Origin of the sequence: Heyndrickxia shackletonii, assembly GCF_001420715.1 — a bacterium.
GTDB lineage: Bacteria > Bacillota > Bacilli > Bacillales > Bacillaceae_C > Margalitia > Margalitia shackletonii.
This window is the reverse complement of the sequence record NZ_LJJC01000006.1, coordinates 175103-193782: the sequence shown is the minus strand read 5'-3', so window position 1 is coordinate 193782 and position 18680 is coordinate 175103. Positions and strand designations below refer to the sequence as shown.

At 37.7% G+C, this 18680-nt stretch carries 15 protein-coding genes; 12 read left to right on the top strand and 3 right to left on the bottom strand.

Annotated elements, in window-relative coordinates; translation table 11 throughout:
• Positions 1–237: 237 nt before the first annotated feature.
• Together AN964_RS19310 and AN964_RS19305 are read left to right on the top strand one after the other, a co-directional pair.
• Positions 238–1986 (top strand): ABC transporter ATP-binding protein, encoded by a 1749-nt coding sequence (locus AN964_RS19310; RefSeq protein WP_055741455.1) that lies wholly within the window; start codon positions 238–240, stop codon positions 1984–1986.
• Positions 1983–3992, top strand: a complete 2010-nt coding sequence (locus tag AN964_RS19305) for an ABC transporter ATP-binding protein (protein WP_055741454.1) — start codon at positions 1983–1985, stop codon at positions 3990–3992. Before AN964_RS19310 ends, AN964_RS19305 begins: the two co-directional genes overlap by 4 nt.
• A 119-nt stretch (positions 3993–4111) precedes the next feature.
• On the opposite strand, the gene AN964_RS19300 is transcribed toward AN964_RS19305, so the two are convergent.
• Positions 4112–4840 (bottom strand): RsfA family transcriptional regulator, encoded by a 729-nt coding sequence (locus AN964_RS19300; protein WP_055741453.1) that lies wholly within the window; start codon positions 4838–4840, stop codon positions 4112–4114.
• Between the two features lie 191 nt (positions 4841–5031).
• On the opposite strand from AN964_RS19300, the gene AN964_RS19295 reads away from it, so the two are divergent.
• Both AN964_RS19295 and AN964_RS19290 read left to right on the top strand, forming a co-directional pair.
• The gene (locus AN964_RS19295; RefSeq protein WP_055741452.1) at positions 5032–6336 is read left to right on the top strand and encodes an HD domain-containing protein; all 1305 of its coding nucleotides are present in this window, start codon (positions 5032–5034) and stop codon (positions 6334–6336) included.
• Positions 6337–6362: 26 nt separating this feature from the next.
• Positions 6363–6872 carry a YwgA family protein gene (locus AN964_RS19290; RefSeq protein WP_055741451.1) on the top strand — a complete coding sequence of 170 codons (510 nt, stop codon included), beginning with the start codon at positions 6363–6365 and terminating at the stop codon, positions 6870–6872.
• Between the two features lie 99 nt (positions 6873–6971).
• Here AN964_RS19290 and thmT read toward each other — a convergent pair whose 3' ends face one another.
• The gene (gene thmT / locus AN964_RS19285; RefSeq protein ID WP_055741450.1) at positions 6972–7157 is read right to left on the bottom strand and encodes a 2-hydroxymuconate tautomerase; all 186 of its coding nucleotides are present in this window, start codon (positions 7155–7157) and stop codon (positions 6972–6974) included.
• A gap of 153 nt (positions 7158–7310) precedes the next feature.
• Between thmT and AN964_RS19280 the strand changes: the two genes are divergently transcribed.
• Together AN964_RS19280 and AN964_RS19275 are read left to right on the top strand one after the other, a co-directional pair.
• The gene (locus tag AN964_RS19280; protein ID WP_055741449.1) at positions 7311–7964 is read left to right on the top strand and encodes a site-2 protease family protein; all 654 of its coding nucleotides are present in this window, start codon (positions 7311–7313) and stop codon (positions 7962–7964) included.
• 176 nt (positions 7965–8140) lie between these two features.
• Positions 8141–8653: a YwhD family protein gene (locus AN964_RS19275; protein WP_055741448.1), complete on the top strand. Its 513-nt coding sequence runs from the start codon at positions 8141–8143 to the stop codon at positions 8651–8653.
• Between the two features lie 359 nt (positions 8654–9012).
• On the opposite strand, the gene AN964_RS19270 is transcribed toward AN964_RS19275, so the two are convergent.
• Positions 9013–11076, bottom strand: a complete 2064-nt coding sequence (locus AN964_RS19270) for a transglycosylase domain-containing protein (protein WP_055741447.1) — start codon at positions 11074–11076, stop codon at positions 9013–9015.
• A gap of 212 nt (positions 11077–11288) precedes the next feature.
• Here AN964_RS19270 and speE point away from each other — a divergent pair, with 212 nt between their 5' ends.
• From speE to AN964_RS19240, 6 genes are all read left to right on the top strand, one after another.
• Positions 11289–12119, top strand: coding sequence for a spermidine synthase (speE, locus tag AN964_RS19265; protein WP_055741446.1), 831 nt, complete (start codon positions 11289–11291; stop codon positions 12117–12119).
• Between the two features lie 13 nt (positions 12120–12132).
• Positions 12133–13005 carry an agmatinase gene (speB, locus tag AN964_RS19260; protein ID WP_055741445.1) on the top strand — a complete coding sequence of 291 codons (873 nt, stop codon included), beginning with the start codon at positions 12133–12135 and terminating at the stop codon, positions 13003–13005.
• A 161-nt stretch (positions 13006–13166) separates the two neighbouring features.
• Complete coding sequence (locus AN964_RS19255; RefSeq protein WP_055741444.1) at positions 13167–13913, top strand: sulfite exporter TauE/SafE family protein; 747 nt, start codon at positions 13167–13169, stop codon at positions 13911–13913.
• A gap of 315 nt (positions 13914–14228) precedes the next feature.
• Positions 14229–14675: a YwiB family protein gene (locus AN964_RS19250; RefSeq protein ID WP_187356632.1), complete on the top strand. Its 447-nt coding sequence runs from the start codon at positions 14229–14231 to the stop codon at positions 14673–14675.
• The gene (argS, locus tag AN964_RS19245; RefSeq protein ID WP_055741442.1) at positions 14672–16342 is read left to right on the top strand and encodes an arginine--tRNA ligase; all 1671 of its coding nucleotides are present in this window, start codon (positions 14672–14674) and stop codon (positions 16340–16342) included. The genes AN964_RS19250 and argS overlap by 4 nt, the downstream gene beginning before the upstream one ends.
• A 428-nt stretch (positions 16343–16770) precedes the next feature.
• Positions 16771–18573 (top strand): WD40/YVTN/BNR-like repeat-containing protein, encoded by a 1803-nt coding sequence (locus tag AN964_RS19240; RefSeq protein WP_161809294.1) that lies wholly within the window; start codon positions 16771–16773, stop codon positions 18571–18573.
• The last annotated feature ends 107 nt before the right edge of the window (positions 18574–18680 follow it).

The window sequence follows — 18680 nt, the reverse complement described above, 5'->3', positions numbered from 1 at the left end:
CGCAGTCTGTCCTTTTTTGTGCCTTGAGAAAAATATAAGTTAAGACACATAGGCTTGTTTAGCTGTCCAGCTTCAGTGCCTATCGGCTAGTGGATTTCTCCGTTTCCTCCCTAAGATAATTCAACATCAGCTCGTGAACCTCGCTGTGTTTCCTTTATCTCGAGGTGAGCGACTACGAAATCCATACGCCGATGGGCAAGGCACTTACGCATTTAGAATAGGGGGGTGGGATCACCTATGCTTTGGAAATTAAGGTGGTTTTTTAAGGAAAATTGGAAACGTTATTTGGTTGCTGTTCTATTTTTAATTATTGTCGGGGTATTGGATGTCATACCGCCTAGATTAGTAGGAATGGCAATCGATGATATTCAGCTCGGTAGCCTAACATGGTCAGGTGTATACCAATATCTTTTATATTTAATCGGAATCGGAGTAATTTCATACGGTATTACGTATGTTTGGATGTACCAATTATTTGGCGGTGCCTTTGTCCTTGAGAGAAAGCTGCGTTCACGATTAATGGGGCATTTTTTCAAAATGACACCGGCGTTTTATGAACGTAACCGTACGGGTGACCTTATGGCGAGGGCAACGAATGACCTGAAAGCAATATCTGTAACGGCTGGGTTTGGTATTTTAACTCTGACAGATTCGACTATTTTCATGTCTACCATCCTGTTAACGATGGGGATTCTTGTCAGTTGGAAATTAACGTTTGCGGCTATTTTGCCTTTCCCAATAATGGCCGTTTTAATCACAATCTACGGAAAGAAAATTCATGAACGTTTTATTAAGGCCCAGGATTCATTTGGGGATTTAAATGATCGTGTTTTGGAATCAATAGCTGGTGTACGTGTTATTCGTGCCTACGTGCAGGAGAGAGCGGATGAAAAGCTCTTCAGTGATATGACAGAAGACGTATTTAAAAAGAACATGGATGTTGTCAAAATTGACTCTTTGTTTGACCCGACCATCAAAATTTTAACAGGCGTTAGTTATCTTATTGGATTGGGTTATGGTGCATATCTTGTATTTCACCAACAAATTACCTTGGGTGATTTAGTTTCTTTTAATGTGTACCTGGGAATGATGATTTGGCCAATGTTTGCCATTGGGGAATTAATGAACTTAATGAAACGCGGAAGTGCTTCCCTTGACCGGGTAGAGGAAACATTAAACCAGAAGGAAGATGTCTTAAATCCGGAAGTGCCTTCTTTAGTGGATACACCAGAAAACATCCAGTTCGAGCAATATACATTCCAATATCCATCGTCTAATACTCCAAACCTGAGTAATTTACGATTGTCATTTGAAAGGGGTCAGACATTAGGGATTGTTGGAAAAACAGGCAGTGGAAAAACAACGTTTGTGAAGCAACTTTTACGTGAGTATAAAGAAGGTACTGGTGACTTTTCGATTTCCAATGTTGAGATTGCCAAGCAAACGAAAGAACAGGTTCGTAATTGGATTGGCTATGTGCCGCAAGACCATGTTCTATTTTCCAGATCAATAAAAGAAAATATTTTGTTTGGACATCCGGACGCAAAGGATGAGGATATTGAAAAAGCCATAGAGTTAGCTTCCTTCCGCAAAGATTTAGAGCTGTTGCCGGAAGGATTGCAAACTCTTGTGGGGGAAAAAGGTGTGTCGTTATCCGGGGGTCAAAAGCAGCGGATATCCATCGCTCGTGCCTTAATCAAAAATCCGGAGATTCTTATCTTAGATGATTCTTTATCCGCTGTTGATGCAAAGACAGAAACAAGAATTATTGAAAATATCCAAAGAGAGCGAAACGGGAAAACAACGATTATTACGACGCATCGGTTATCAGCCGTCGAGCATGCTGATTGGATTATTGTCCTCAACGATGGTGCCATTGCGGAAGAAGGAACCCACGAGCAATTAATCGGGCAAGAAGGCTGGTACCGTGAGCAATTTTTAAGACAACAAATGGAAGAATCGAAGGAAGAGGAGGTGGTATCATGAAGGCAGGAAAGCAGCTATTTCAATATGCATTAGAATTTAAAAAGATTATTATTGTTGCTTTAATTATGCTGGGTTTATCAGTCGGAGCAGAATTAACAGGCCCTTTCATCGCCAAAAAGATGATCGACGCTCATATCCTCGGCATTGAATCATCCTGGTTTGAAGCTGCAAAGGGGAAGGATGCCGTTAAATTTGATGGCCATTATTATAAACGCGGCGCTTATTTTGGGAAGGGAGAAGCAAAAGGAAAGGAAGTAAGGATTATTCAAATAGGCAAAGACTTTTATTTCATTCCTGAAGCTATTCCTTTCGATGGAAAAAGAACCTATCATAATGGGCAGGTAACGATTAAAAAAGGCGATCAGTCGAAAATCTTTCAAGCTAAAAAAATCAAAGCGAATCAGCTTCTCCAATTTTATCAGCCGGAGATTCCTAGAATGATCAAGCTTATACTCTTTTATTTTAGCTTATTGTTAGGGGCTTCCGTCTTTCAATATGGACAGCACTATTATTTACAAAAGGCATCTAACCGGATTATTCAAAAAATGCGCAATGATATTTTTCAGCATATTCAAAGATTGCCGATTCGCTATTTTGATAATTTGCCTGCCGGTAAGGTCGTTTCACGAATTACGAATGATACAGAAGCAATACGGGATCTATATGTTGCCGTATTAGCAAATTTTTTTACAAGTACGATTTATATCACGGGAATTTTTATTTCTTTGTTTATTTTAAATGCAAAGCTTGCAGCTATTTGTTTACTGCTAATACCAATCTTGTATGCGTGGATGATTATTTACCGGAAATATGCTTCGAAATATAATCAGGTCATTCGAACAAAAATTAGTGAGATCAATGCTTCTATAAATGAATCCATACAGGGAATGAATATTATTCAAGCGTTCCGGCGCGAGTATCAGATGAAGGAAGAGTTCGAGCAATTGAACGAAACTCATTTTAAATATCAAAATAAACAGCTCAATTTAAATGCCTTAACTTCTCATAATTTAGTAGGGATTTTAAGAACGATTACTTTTGTAGCGTTTATTTGGTACTTCGGCGGCGGCTCTGTTGGTGTAGGTTCCTTTGTTTCTTTAGGTGTCTTATATGCCTTTGTTGATTATATTAACCGGCTTTTCCAACCAGTCACCGGAATCGTGAATCAGTTTGCAAATCTGGAGCAAGCACGTGTAGCGGGGGAAAGAGTGTTTGAATTATTAGCGGAAACAGGTACCCCGGTTAATGATACTAAAATGGAGCGTTATCAAGGAAATGTTACCTTCGATAAAGTTACCTTTGGATACAAGGAAAATCATGATGTACTAAAAGACATTTCCTTTGATGCAAAAATGGGTGAAACCATTGCACTGGTTGGTCATACCGGTTCTGGGAAAAGCTCGATTATGAATCTTTTATTCCGTTTCTATGATTGTCTGAATGGATCCATTAAAATTGATGGGAAAAATATTAATGAGATTCCCGTACAGGCATTACGTGAGCATATGGCGATTGTGCTTCAGGATCCTTATTTATTTACTGGAACCATCGCTTCGAATGTCAGTTTAAATGATCCAAGGATTACTCGAGAAATGGTAGAAAAGGCATTAAAGGATGTTGGGGCAGATAAAGTGCTGAAAAACTTGGAAAAAGGTATTGATGAGCCTGTGATTGAAAAGGGAAGCACCCTTTCGTCCGGCCAACGGCAATTGATTTCTTTTGCCAGAGCACTGGCTTTCAATCCGGCTATCCTAATATTGGATGAAGCTACATCCAATATCGATACCGAAACAGAATCTATTATTCAAGATGCCATGGAAGTATTGAAAAAAGGAAGAACGACCTTTATCATTGCGCATCGGCTATCTACCATCCGTAATGCTGACCAAATTTTGGTTTTAGATAAAGGCAGAATCGTTGAAAAGGGAAATCATGAAGAACTGCTCGCGCTTAGGGGCAAATATTATCAGATGCATCAACTGCAGCATATTAAGAGTGCTGGGTAGTAGATAAGTGGTACGAACGGCCCGAAATTAGAACCGAAACTACCAATAGACCGAGTTGGGTCAATAGGCCAACCTAATTAAAAAGAACCCTGTTCCACATTATTGGAACAGGGTTCTTCTTATTCAGCCAACTTCTCTAAATTACCATTCCGGTCCATTTTAAAAGTCGAAGTGGATGGCTCATCTTCATCAAATAAGACAAGCTTTCTTGCACGATTCATGATCTTCATCAATGTTTCGTAATCTTCCTGCATGGTAACAGAATTTTGCTCTAACTCATTAATTCGTTTTTGCAGTTCTTCATTTTTGCGTTTCACATCGGATAATTCGTGCTTTAATCTTGCATTCTCACTTTTTAAAATGGTTGACTGAAATTGCGTATTATTTAAGTATTGTAAATATCCAATGACTTTTGATAAACTCATTTCTTCATTGTTTTTATTTAGTACAGGTAAAGAAGGTGTATTGGTTGTTGTAATTGGTGTTAATTCCTCTGCAAGTTCTTCCTGCTCCAATACAACCGCTTGTAACGGAATTTCTATGTCCTCCACATCCTCAAGCGTAGGGGTAGGCGGTTGATAGAGTAGTTTTTTCTTGCCACCTTGATCTTTTCCTAAAAGTCGCTGTCTTTGCTTTCTTTGTTTTTTTGCTAGTTGAAGAGCTTGTTCATAATTATGGCGAACGACCGCATTCCAACGAAAACCGCAAGCAGCGGATGTTCTATTTAACCTATCTCCAACCTCTTCAAAGGCATTTAATTGAGTACTGCCTTCCCGAACGTGGCGCAATACCGTTTCAGCTAAAATTAAATCATTTTCATCTGTCCAAGCATCTTGGCGAGACTTCATTATTCTCAACTCCCAATTGAAAAAATTTGATTTTCCTTGTTAATCAAAGCATGGACATATTTACTGACTTTTATACCAATATTGTAAAAAAGATGATAGTTTCGCAATTTTCGGGCCTGCTTATTCCAAATCTTTCAATATGAAAGCAAACTCGTTATAATAAAATTATGATAGACATGGAGGGTTATTAAGTGGAATATTCCAAACGAAAATTAAGCGAGGAAAAAGTATTTAAAGACCCTGTTCATCGATATGTTCATGTAAGTGATCAAGTTATTTGGGATTTAATTGGAACGAAGGAATTCCAAAGATTACGGAGAATTCGTCAATTGGGTACTACCTATTTTACTTTTCACGGTGCAGAACATAGCCGCTTTAATCATTCCTTAGGTGTTTATGAAATTGTACGGAGAATTATTGATGATGTATTCGAGGGACACCCGGAGTGGAATGATGATGAACGTCTGCTTTCTTTATGTGCTGCGCTATTACATGACTTGGGCCATGGTCCGTTCTCCCATTCATTTGAAAAGGTGTTTACACTGGACCATGAAGAATTTACACAGCAAATCATTGTTGGGAATACCGAAGTAAATGCTGTTTTAAGTAAAGTAGGACCTGATTTTCCCAAGAAAGTCGCGGAAGTCATTGCAAAAACATATGAAAATAAACTGGTTATTAGTTTAATTTCCAGTCAGCTCGATGCCGATCGCATGGATTACTTACTTCGTGATGCTTATTTCACTGGTGTAAGCTATGGGAATTTTGATATGGAGAGGCTTTTGCGGGTAATGAGGCCACGCGAAGATCAAGTAGTATTTAAATACAGCGGGATGCATGCGGTAGAGGACTATATTATGAGCCGTTATCAAATGTATTGGCAGGTATATTTCCATCCGGTAACAAGAAGCTCTGAGGTAATCTTGACGAAAATTTTACACCGGGCAAAATCTCTGCATGAAGAATTCTACTCATTTAAACATCATCCCATCCATTTCTATTCCCTTTTTGAGGATGAAATGACATTAGAAGACTATTTAAAATTAGATGAATCTGTCATATTATATTATTTTCAGATGTGGCAAGAAGAGGACGACCCCATTTTAAAAGATTTATGTACAAGGTTTATGAACCGGAATTTATTTAAATATGTCGAGTTCGACCCGGCTAAGCAGTTTAAGGTACATAGTCAATTAGAGAAATTATTTGCAAGTGCCGGTATTGACCCCAATTATTATTTAGTGGTGGATTCATCCTCCGATCTCCCTTACGATTTTTACCGCCCGGGTGAAGAGGAAGAACGGCTGCCGATTTATTTATTGATGCGTAACGGGGAACTTCGAGAGCTATCGAGGGAATCAGACATTGTGGATGCCATCTCAGGAAAGCGACGTACAGACCATAAATTGTACTATCCAAAAGATTTTATTTATGATGAGTCGAACCAGAGTGATGTTATACAACAAATTCGTTCTATACTTGAGGGATTGAAATAGTTATTTGAAGCAGGAGATGAAGTTCTTTGTTAAAGGATCATGTAAGAATAATAAGTGCACTTTCAGCTTCGGGCGAGGTTGTTGGCCGCAAAAAGCTGCAAAAAATGATTTATATTGCAAAAAAATTATCCTTTCCATTTCAAGAAAAGTTCCAGTTTCATTTCTATGGGCCATACTCAGAGGAATTAACATTAAGAGTGGAAGAGCTCTATAACTTAGGTTTTATTGAAGAAATAAAAGAAAAAAAAGGCGGGTATTATCAATACCGATATTCGGTTACAGAAAATGGGAAGGAGTTTCTGCATTTATATGAAACCGAGATGCCACATTTGAAAGAATGCTTAGCTAGTATGAATGAACAGAATGCCCGTTATCTCGAGCTCGTCTCTACTGTTTTATATTTTGACAATTTACCAAAGACAGAGGTAGTCGAGAAAATTAATAAAGTAAAAGCAAAGCAGCGGTATACAGAGGAAGAAATAGACCAAGCATATGAATATATCGAAGAACTGAAAAAAATAGCCAAGCCGAATTAAGGGAGACTTGGCTATTTTTATAGAAATTGAGTTTAGCGAAATGAGTTTAACAAAAAATAAATGATGTAAACAGTTCGTAGTCCTCAGATATGTACAAAATTATTGGTCGCTATGACGTTTTCCGCCAACAGCATAATGGTTTTTGGACATTTCTTCAATAAATACAACGATATTTTCCTTAGGGGCATTTGCTGTTTCACTTACAGCTTGTGTTACCTTTTCAACTAGTGCCTTTTTTTGCTCTTCTGTGCGTCCTTCTAACATTTTTACAGTTACATATGGCATAATGGACAGCTCCTTTCTTATATAAGAAAAGTGTATGTTTTTTGCAAAACGAAAGCAAGCAGATTATAGTTATATAAAGGTATTTCAGACTAATGCATTGTATAATAATGAATAAGAAGGAAATGAACGATAAAAAACTAAAGGGGTTAGAGTGTGGGTTTTCTAAGATATTCCATTCAAGAGATTCCGTTTGTTATAATTACATTACTTATTGCATTTACGGTCCATGAATTTGCTCATGCATATACAGCGTATAAATTTGGTGATCCAACTGCAAAAAAGCAGGGGAGATTATCATTAAACCCGATCCATCATCTTGATCCGCTGGGGACCATCCTTATTCTTGTTGCAGGATTCGGTTGGGCACGTCCTGTTCCGGTGAATCGGAATTACTTTAAAAATCCGAGAGCTGCCGGTGTATTAGTGTCCATTATGGGACCGTTAAGCAACCTGGTCATGGCATTTATCGGGTATGGTTTTTGGTATTTTCTTGCAACAAGAAATGGTGGACTAGGTGGCGGACCTGCTTTTTTCATGGATTTTTTTAATTACTTTACAGGTATAAATTTAGTACTAATGATATTTAATTTAATTCCTTTGCCGCCATTGGATGGCTACCGTATCATTGAGGATCTTGTCAGCCCATCCATTAGGGCAAAATTAACGCAGTATGAACAATATAGTATTATCATTTTTCTTATCATCTTAGTAACGCCGCTAGATCGATATACTATTACACCATTAATCCAAAATGTTTCGCATTTTTTTCTTGAACGTTTTAATGCGATATTTTCAATGTTTTTATAGTGTATCAATTCAAAAGCGGACACACATTCCGTTATTTGGCCCAACGGCGCTTATTTTTCCATGATTTTTATGAAATAGCGGAATCTCTGTCCGGAAACATAAGAAATTAGCCCGTTTTTTCACAGATAACGGAACCAGTGTCCGCAAAAGTACTACATAGAAGGAGGCTATTTACAATGGAACCGGGAAAAAAGAAACTTGAATTTAACATCGTAAAAAAAGATCCAAGAGATGACCATAAAGGCTTTGGTATGGGCTCTCTCAGCCTAGACAATGTTTCTCCCGTTATTATTGATATAGAAGAAGGGGACGCTGTTGTTGATATTGGTGCGATGCACGGGAAAAGTGCAGTGGAGAAAAGAGTTAAATTCCTTCCAAACAAGGATGAGGTTCCTGCTGGAGCAAAACCGTATTGGTTGGTTTGGGTAACAATGGAACGTAAAGAGGATGGTTTATATTACGCCGGTGTAACGGCATGCGAAATGACGGTTAATAAGGAAGCAAGACGCGGTTATAAATCCTTGCCTGAACATGTGAATCGATTAGATAAATCCTTGAAACGGCAAATTATTGTAGATCATATGGATGCTAAATCGAAAAAGGTATTAGCCGATTTTCTCAAAAATCATGATGAAAACATGTGGAATCGTTCCAGTGATAAACTGAAAAATGATTTAGAAACAGAGTAAATCTTATTTTAAGAAAGAAGAAAGTATAAGTTTTTTATCTTAAAAATAATAGTATAAGTCTAGCACCAGCGCCGAAGTACAAGGCACTGGTGCTTTCTTAAAATAATTTACGAAATTGTGAACAAATTGTGACAGTTAAACAAACCTAAATAAGTCGACTTGCTGATTTCCATAAATATCAGTAAACTTAAAACTATGGTTGCACTTACCAATCTAGGACATAAAAAACCCGGGCCGCACACCCGGGTTTTTTAATTTCTATCTAGTTTTGACGCCTGCGCTTATTTTTGCAGGAAAATAGTCTTGAAACGCGAGATTAAAAGCCAATTTCTCGAGAATAGCACCGAATTTCTGATTACTTATAGCCATTTAAATAACTTATGCAGCCATCCATCCTGTTTTTGTTTGTCTTTATGCTTTCGTATAGTTTTTCCTTCTTTACCATGTAAATCACAGTAATCTGATGGCTCCGACCCCTTAACAAAATACATTTCGCGGGAGACCGGACAATCCTTAGTAGCAATTTTTCCGCTTTGAGGATCAATTGGTACGGAAACAACGCCTTTTGGTGCCTTGAAAGTTTTAATTGGCTCTCCTTTAAGAGCTCTTTCCATAAAACGGGCCCAAATTGTTTTGGCATATCGTTTATCTGCTGAAAGGGTAATTTCATTTCCTTTGTCATACCCAGTCCAAACACCAGCCGTTAGCTGAGGAGAGAAGCCAATCATCCAGCTATCTGTATTTGTTGAACCTGACTTTCCTGCATATTGGCGAGTTAATTGATTGATAATGGTAGACCCTGTAACAGGTGCATAACCATTTAGCTTTTTATCGAACATTCCTGTCATCATTTGTGTCATGACATAAGCAAGATCAGGCTGTAAGACTTGTTCTTTTTGAGGCATGTAATCATATAATACTTTCCCCTGATAATCTTCCACTCTGGTTATAAAAACAGGCTCCACCTTATTTCCACCGTTTGCAAGCATGCTGTAGGCACGGACCATATCAATCACATGAACGCCGGATGTTCCAAGAGCAAGAGAGGGGACCTTTGCCATTTTGGTTGTGATTCCAAAGTCTTTTGCCGTTTTGACAAGTGTATTTTCCCCTAAAAATAAATGTGTTTTGACCGCATACACATTATCAGACAAAGCCAACGCTTGAGCCATTGTTATTTCTCCATCTGCATACTCGTTGTTAAAATTATGCGGCGTATATTCCGCTCTTCCATTATCAAACTTAAAGGTTGTTGGTTCACTTCGCATCATCGTTGTTGGTGTAAATCCTTTTTCCAAAGCAGCATAGTATAGCAACGGCTTGATAGTGGAACCTGGTTGCCTGGTTGCCTGCACAGCTCGGTCATACGGACTGTCACTATAATTCCTTCCCCCAACTAGGGCTGTCACAAATCCTGTTTTTGGATTCATTGCCGTAAAGCCCACTTGTATATCTGAGTCTTCCGAAATACTTTCTTTAATAACCTCATCAGCTATTTTTTGTTGTTTCGTGTCCAATGTTGTATATACTCGAAGACCCCCTAAGTTGATGGTTCGGTCACTTAAGCCTAACGCTGTTTTTAGTTGATGCTTTACGATATCTTGAAAGTAAGGAGCTAAATCGGAACGGTGGTAGGCGTGTTTGCCGATAATCGTCAATTTTTCTAATGCAGCTGATTTTGCCTCGCCATCGGTAATATATCCATTTTCCCGCATTGATTTTAAAACGAGAAGCTGTCTTTTTTTCGCCTTCTCAAAGGAATTAATAGGTGAATAAATGCTAGGGCCCTTTGGAATTCCAACCAGCATAGATGCCTCTGCAAGATCTAACTTATTTGCATTTTTCCCGAAATAATATTGACTTGCCGCCTGAATGCCATATGCACCATGCCCATAATTAATCGTATTGATATATCCTTCTAAAATTTGCTTTTTGCTATAGTTCATTTCTAATCGAATGGTATACAAGGCTTCCGAAATTTTGCGTGTCCATGTTTTATCCATTGTAAGAAATAGGTTTTTAGCATATTGTTGAGTGATGGTGCTGGCACCTTGAACCTTATGCATAGCAATGGCATCAGCCAAAAGAGCACCGCCAATACGCTTTATATCAAAGCCATGGTGATGGTAGAAATTTCTATCCTCAATGGAAATGGTAGCATCTACAACATCCTGGGAAACACTATTTAAAGGTACCCAGTAGCGTTTCTGGCCACTATTGCTTTCTCCGATAATGGCTCCATCGTTCGAATAGTAAAGGGTAGACTGTGGAACTGCCAATGGTGGTGGTCCAAGAATTTTGGCATACATATAAACTGCTAAGGCAAATAGAGACAAACCAGCAGCAATAAAGAGAATAGCAAATAGTAGGAAGCGAAAGTATTTCTTGCTCTTTTGGATTCTAGGGTTTGTTATTGTCTCCATGACCATCACCTCACCTGTTAAAATCTATTAATCAGTATGAAGTAACGAATCATGTTTTAAACATGCAAAAATGGATAAAATTTTTCTTGCTTTTTTAGAAGAATTCTCTATACTTTTTCTCATGTTTGTATTTATATTGATTAAGGGAATAGTATAAGAAAAGCGGAAGCGCCTTGTACAAAAGAAATCCAAATACAGAAAGGAAGAATACAATGGCAGGACTTTGGTTTACTGAGAATCAAACAGAAAATTACGGAATTACAATGAAAATTAATAAAACTTTACATACGGAACAAACGGAATTTCAAAAACTAGATATGGTAGAAACAGCTGAATGGGGAAATATGCTTCTTTTAGATGGAATGGTCATGACTACCGAAAAAGATGAGTTTGTTTATCACGAAATGGTTGCACATGTGCCTTTATTCACTCATCCAAATCCTGAATATGTTCTTGTTGTCGGTGGCGGAGACGGTGGAGTTATCCGCGAGATTTTAAAGCACCCAAGCGTAAAAAAAGCAACATTAGTAGATATTGACGGAAAAGTAATCGAGTACTCTAAAAAGTTTTTGCCTAGCATTGCAGGTGAATTGGAAAATCCTCGTGTAGATGTTCGTGTGGATGACGGATTTATGCATATTGCTAAAAGTGAAAATGAATATGATGTTATCATGGTAGACTCTACAGAACCAGTGGGTCCTGCCGTAAATCTATTTACAAAAGGCTTTTATGCTGGAATTGCAAAAGCGTTAAAAGAAGATGGAATCTTTGTTGCCCAAACAGATAATCCATGGTTCAAAGCTGATTTAATTCGCGAGGTTCAAAAAGATGTGAAGGAAATCTTCCCAATCACTCGTTTATATACAGCAAACGTTCCAACTTATCCAAGCGGTATGTGGACATTTACGTTAGGTTCCAAAAAATACGATCCATTAGAAGTAAGTGAAGACAGATTCCATGAAATCGAAACAAAATACTATACGAAAGAGCTCCAAAAAGCTGCTTTTGTTCTGCCAAAGTTTGTTCAAGATTTAACTCGCTAAGGAGGGGATAACATTGCGCTTTGATGAAGCTTATTCCGGAAATGTGTTTATTCGCAGTCATCAAAATTATGAAGAAAGCCAAGCGGTAATCTATGGAATGCCGATGGATTGGACGGTAAGCTATCGCCCGGGCTCCCGTTTTGGCCCTGCACGTATTCGTGAGGTGTCTATTGGCTTAGAAGAATACAGTCCGTATTTAGATCGAGAATTAGAAGAAGTTAAATACTTCGATGCGGGAGATATTCCGTTGCCATTCGGAAATCCACAAAGAAGTATTGATATGATTGAAGATTATATTGACTCTCTTTTAAAAGATAATAAATTCCCAATCGGAATGGGTGGGGAGCATCTAGTATCTTGGCCGGTTATTAAAGCGATGTATAAAAAATATCCGGATTTAGCAGTGATTCATATGGATGCTCATACTGACCTTCGTTCTGAATATGAAGGTGAACCTCTTTCTCATTCAACGCCAATTCGCAAAGCTGCCGAGTTAATGGGTGGAGAAAATGTGTTTTCGTTTGGTATTCGTTCCGGAATGAAGGAAGAATTCCAATGGGCAAAGGATAATGGAATGTTCATTGCAAAATTCGAGGTATTAGAACCATTGAAAGAAATTTTGCCGAAGCTGGCAGGTCGCCCAGTATATGTGACGATTGATATTGATGTCCTTGATCCTGCACATGCTCCTGGGACAGGTACTGTGGATTGTGGAGGTATTACTTCTAAAGAATTACTTGCATCCATTCATGAGATTGCCCGTTCAAATGTGAATGTTGTTGGATGCGACTTAGTGGAGGTTGCTCCAATCTATGATCCGTCTGAGCAAACGGCTAACACTGCTAGTAAGTTAATCCGTGAGATGATTCTTGGTTGGGTGAAATAAATGATAATGAACAAGTCGGTATTTTGAGTACTGGCTTGTTTTTTTATAAGTTCGGTTATTTGGAACTTATTTGGTAGTAACCATTCCGTACTCACATCACTCCAAAAAATTGCTAATTTCGTTTATACTAAAATAACATTAAACAATTTGGAGTGACACCATTGGCTATTATGATAACAATGCTTGCTTTGGGAGCTATTTTAGGTTTCATCGGAGCAGGCGGGGCCGGATTTATCATTGCAATATTAACATTGGTTTTTAAAGTACCTATTCATACTGCACTGGGAACATCACTTACGGCGATGGCTTTCACCAGCCTTTCTGGTGCATTTAGTCATTATCGGGAAGGAAATATGGCAGTGAAAGCGGGCATCATCGTAGGATTATTTGGGGCTGCGGGATCTTATGTGGGCTCAAAAATCGCAGCCCTCATCCCAACGGATTACATGCACTTTTTTACTGCAGGCATGCTATTTCTATCAGCACTGTTACTTGTTGTAAGGTTATTTTTACTTAAGGAAAAAACAGCAAGAGATGAAAACCAACAAATTAATGCAGTATTTGTACTAAAGGCTGCAATATTAGGAATCATCGTTGGAACTCTTTCCGGAACCTTTGGAATTGGTTCAACACCATTTATTCAATTAGGGCTACTAACATTTTTAGGACTTACTCTTCGTCAATCTGTAGGTACGACTATGCTCGTCATTGTCCCTATTGCAATCGGAGGCGGGATTGGCTTTACTTCAGAGGGTTATTTAGATTTTGTTTTATTACTGCAGGTTCTTATTGGAACAATGTTAGGGGCGTATATCGGAGCAAAATTCACAAATCTTGTACCAAAAGTGATTTTAAAAACGGCGATGATTTTAACCCCAGCTGTTTCCGCGCTAATACTTACACTATAAGGATGCTTATGAAAATAAGTATCTTTTTTTAGCGAGAATTAACTTTATATGCGGCGGGAAAATGCCGCATATTACAATTTATATCAGAGATGAAGGACAGTTGGTCTTTTTTTTAATCCTGAAATGTCTTTCATACCTAAGATGAAGGACGGTTAGCATCTTTTTTATCTCGGAATGTCCTTCATCACCTCTTTGAAGGACAATTACCAACTTATCGCACCCTGTAATGTCCTTCAAAGTTTTAAATTGATTTTCCATCTATTTATTTTTATACTAAAAAGGTTATACTGATGAAATGTAAAGGATGTGAATGGTTTGACAGTTGAAACTAGGACAAGTATACCTGTCAAAATTCACTTGAAAACCACCATTGATCATGGTGAGGAAGCAGAAACGTACGAGCTTACTTTATTCGGAGAATATTATCAAAAAGAGCAAGCTGCTTTTTTAAAATATGAAGAGCTTTTACAAGAAGGCTCCATTCAAACGGTAGTAAAAGTGAAGGAACAGGAAGCATTAATTTTGCGGAGCGGTTCCATAAAAATGCGCTTAGCATTTGATCTGGAGAACGAAAAAGCCGGTTCCTATGAAGGGGAATATGGTACATTATTATTAACAACCAAAACAAAAAGTTTAGAGAACAGAAAAAATGACTCGGGCCGATTATCCGGGAAGTTCATTCTAAAGTATGACTTAAAAATGCAAGGTTCCATTGTTGGTACATATGAGATGGTTTTAGAGTATAAGGAGGTAAGCGAATGAATATAGCAGAACAAATTCAAGCAAATTTGAAAAATGAAATTAAAGCCGCTGTTATAAAAGCCGGATTAGCGACAGAGGAACAGATTCCGGATATTATTCTTGAGACACCGAAGGATAAAGCCCACGGAGACTATGCAACGAACGCGGCTATGCAGTTAGCTCGTGTGGCAAAAAAGGCACCAAAAATGATTGCTGAAGAGATTATCCATCATTTTGACAGATCCAAAGCTTCTATTGAAAAAATAGAGCTTGCAGGACCGGGATTTATTAACTTTTATATGGATAACAGCTATTTAACGGACTTGATTCCTACCATTTTATCGGAAGGAAGCGAATATGGCCGTTCGAATGCAGGGAAGGGACAAAAGATACAAGTTGAGTTTGTATCGGCTAATCCAACAGGAGATTTGCATCTTGGACATGCGCGCGGTGCAGCTGTAGGGGATTCGCTTTGTAATGTATTAGACAAAGCCGGTTATGAAGTAAGCCGTGAGTATTATATTAATGATGCCGGAAATCAAATCCATAATCTTGCTTTGTCTGTGGAGGCTCGTTATTTCCAAGCGCTTGGGCTGGATAAAGAAATGCCAGAAGACGGTTACCATGGTCAGGATATTGTTGGGATTGGTAAAAAGTTAGCGGAACAATACGGTGATAAGTATGCACAAGCAGATGAGCAGGAACGCTATGAATTTTTCCGCCAGTACGGTCTTGATTATGAAATGGCAAAATTAAAAACAGACCTAGAAAACTTCCGTGTACCATTTGATGTTTGGTATTCTGAGACATCTCTTTATAAAAATGGAAAAATTGATGAAACATTAAATGAGCTTCGTGAAAGAGGTCAAGTTTACGAAGAAGACGGTGCAACATGGTTTAGATCGACAACCTTTGGAGACGATAAGAACCGTGTCTTAATTAAAAATGATGGATCTTATACTTACTTAACTCCGGACATCGCGTATCATAAAGATAAATTTGACCGCGGCTTTGAAAAGCTGATCAATATTTGGGGTGCGGACCATCATGGCTATATTCCACGTATGAAAGCAGCGATGGAAGCATTGGGATTTGATCCGAATAATTTAGAAGTAGAAGTTATTCAGCTTGTTCATTTATATAAAAATGGCGAGAAAATGAAGATGAGTAAACGTACGGGTAAAGCTGTTACAATGCGTGATTTAATTGAAGAGGTAGGATTGGATGCTGTTCGCTATTTCTTTGCAATGAGAAGTGCCGATACACATATGGATTTTGACCTTGATTTAGCTGTTTCCCAATCGAACGAAAACCCTGTATATTATGCGCAATATGCACATGCACGTATTTGCAGTATTTTACGACAAGGGGAAGAGCTAGGCTTCTCCGTAAATGAAAAAGCCGATGTGAAGTTAATTCAAGCTGAGAAGGAAATTGATTTGTTAAAGAAAATGGGTGACTTCCCATCTGCGATTGCAGAAGCAGCAGAAAAACGGATTCCACATCGTATTACAAATTATATTAATGATTTAGCCCAAGCATTCCATAGCTTTTACAATGCGGAAAAGGTATTGGATAAAGAAAATGAAGAGCTTACAAATGCTCGATTAGCATTAATTAAATCTGTTCAAATTACGATGAAAAATGCATTAGCTCTTATCGGGGTTTCCGCTCCGGAGAGAATGTAATTTTGAAGACAGGTATCAATTTGGTACCTGTTTTTTTTTGCAATTAAAAAATTTTCCCTGCGAAAAGGGGCAATAGCTTACGTTTGTCCTTTATAAGAGTTCAAAAGACCAATCTAAGGAAGAAACCGAGAGTCGATGGTCTTTATAAGGGTTCAAAAGACCAATGGAAGGAAAAAACCGAGCACCAATGGTCTTTATGAATGTTCAAAGATCAACTTTCAATAATTAACCGCATAACATGCCCATTAAAAGGTAATTGTAAAAAATCAATATTATTAATCATTGGCCTATATTTTGATGCTGTCGAAATTTAGAGTTTGAAATATATTCTTAAAATATTTAATATATTTGTAACATTTGGTAAAATACTATTGTCAATACATTTGGAAAGGGGCTTGGATAATGAAATTATTCATCAGTGAAGAAAAATGAAAGTGAAAATATGGATGATTGTAGCAATTTTTCTTATGAGCTGGGTCATCAGCGGGTGCAAGCAAGGCACTAATGAAAATACTACTTTAAAAAGTACTAAACAAAAAGTTGTTCAACCGGCCAAAAAGCAAAAGACTTCTTCAGAAACCGCTAATTCCAAAATAACCTCCAATGTTTCTACAACGACTCCAAAGAATCAATTTTCTCAACTTTTTATGGCTAATAATAAAACTGGTTTTGCATCAACTGGACAAAAAATATTTTCTAGGAACCAGGATAAATGGGTAGAAGTTACCCCTCACAAAGCTTCCGAGGGACAAAATGAATTTTTAACTCTATATGCATTTAATGAGAAATTAGTTTGGACAGCAGATAGAGCAAATTTATATAAATCAACGGATGGCGGAAAGACATGGAATTCGTCCTTAGTCCCAAAATTAAGAAAGGATGGTAAAGCGGATATCTCTAGTTTTTCCTTCATAAGTTCAACAACAGGATGGATGTTGGTACATCGTGGAAATGGTTTGGGTCACAGCCCCTTTGATATTTATCAAACAAGGAATCAAGGAACCTCATGGGATTTAGTCTATCATGTAGGTGATGATACGACGAAAGGTATTCCGGATACAAAAGATCCAAAATCTATCATATTCATTGATGAAAACCATGGATTTTTAACAGGATACGGAAATGACCCGCATGAAGTCATTTTTTATAAAACGAATGATGGTGGCCGGACATGGAATCAATTAAATATCCCTCTGCCGAAATTGGATGCAGACGATTTAATAAGTTATAGTGAGCCTCAGTTCTTTGACCAATCTAATGCGCTGCTTACCGTTACGATAGAGGGGATGAAAAAGTACACAACCCTCATTTACTATAGCCGAGACCAAGGTAACCATTGGAAGCTGTTAACTAAGCTAGATGGAATGGGGGAAGTAACGTTTTTAAATAACAAAATCGGCTGGGCAAATGTTAAGTATTCGATTAATAATGATGCCTCCGTTCTTTACCAAACGAAAGATGGCGGGAAAACGTGGAAAAAAATAGCCTTGTTAACCTATACCTTGCAGAACCTGAGATTTACGTCTACACAAGTTGGATGGGGAATAAATGTGAAATCCGCACAGATCATGAAATCAAATGATGGTGGGAAAACTTGGAGTCTATTCAGTGAAACATCAAAGACTCAAAAAAAAGAATCAGCAATAATTCAGCTTACCGATGCAAAAGGCGATAAATTTCCCGTTACTATTAGCTCGGTTCCGATATATGAAAAATATTTAAATGATCAACCTGATAAAAAGCTCGAAATCGATAGGAGCTCAGCTAGTTACCTAAATCTCAAGAGTTTAGATGGAAGTTTTTATAACATTTTAAAGTTTAACTGCGGAAATACGTTATGCTCCAGCCTCCTTATAAAGATATCAGCAGATAAAAAAATCATATCAAGTATAGAACTTGGATATGGAATCTTAATAGATATGAAGCAGTCTCCGAATCAAGAAAATGTTGTTTTTCACTTTGGAGTTAACGAAGGTAATGTTGTAATGAGAAATAATATTATACCTATTGATTTGAAGGACATGAATCTAATGCAGCCGAAAAGTGAAAAACATTCCAAAGAGTTCATAGAAAAAGCAACATGGCCCATAACGGAATATAAGTGGATAAGTAATAATAACGTTTTAATCCAAACCGCGGATATTCAAAATGCAGATTATGATTCACTTTTGAACTGGTATAAAAGTTCAAAACGTACAAAGAAAATTACCGTGATTTTTAAAGAAGATTAATTAGGGAGCATTTATTCAATGAAAAAAGGCTTATTGTCTCTCTACCCTTACAGCATCTTGTTTATCTTTTACTGCCTGTAATACAAACCACAGCCTACTATTAATAA

Bases quoted from the DNA above. Each gene is read 5' to 3' on its own strand.
- AN964_RS19300 (WP_055741453.1), bottom strand. From the start codon at position 4,840: ATGAAGTCTCGCCAAGATGCTTGGACAGATGAAAATGATTTAATTTTA.
- AN964_RS19240 (WP_161809294.1), top strand. From the start codon at position 16,771: ATGAAAGTGAAAATATGGATGATTGTAGCAATTTTTCTTATGAGCTGG.
- AN964_RS19305 (WP_055741454.1), top strand. From the start codon at position 1,983: ATGAAGGCAGGAAAGCAGCTATTTCAATATGCATTAGAATTTAAAAAG.
- AN964_RS19275 (WP_055741448.1), top strand. From the start codon at position 8,141: ATGGAACCGGGAAAAAAGAAACTTGAATTTAACATCGTAAAAAAAGAT.
- speE (WP_055741446.1), top strand. From the start codon at position 11,289: ATGGCAGGACTTTGGTTTACTGAGAATCAAACAGAAAATTACGGAATT.
- AN964_RS19310 (WP_055741455.1), top strand. From the start codon at position 238: ATGCTTTGGAAATTAAGGTGGTTTTTTAAGGAAAATTGGAAACGTTAT.
- thmT (WP_055741450.1), bottom strand. From the start codon at position 7,157: ATGCCATATGTAACTGTAAAAATGTTAGAAGGACGCACAGAAGAGCAA.
- AN964_RS19270 (WP_055741447.1), bottom strand. From the start codon at position 11,076: ATGGAGACAATAACAAACCCTAGAATCCAAAAGAGCAAGAAATACTTT.
- argS (WP_055741442.1), top strand. From the start codon at position 14,672: ATGAATATAGCAGAACAAATTCAAGCAAATTTGAAAAATGAAATTAAA.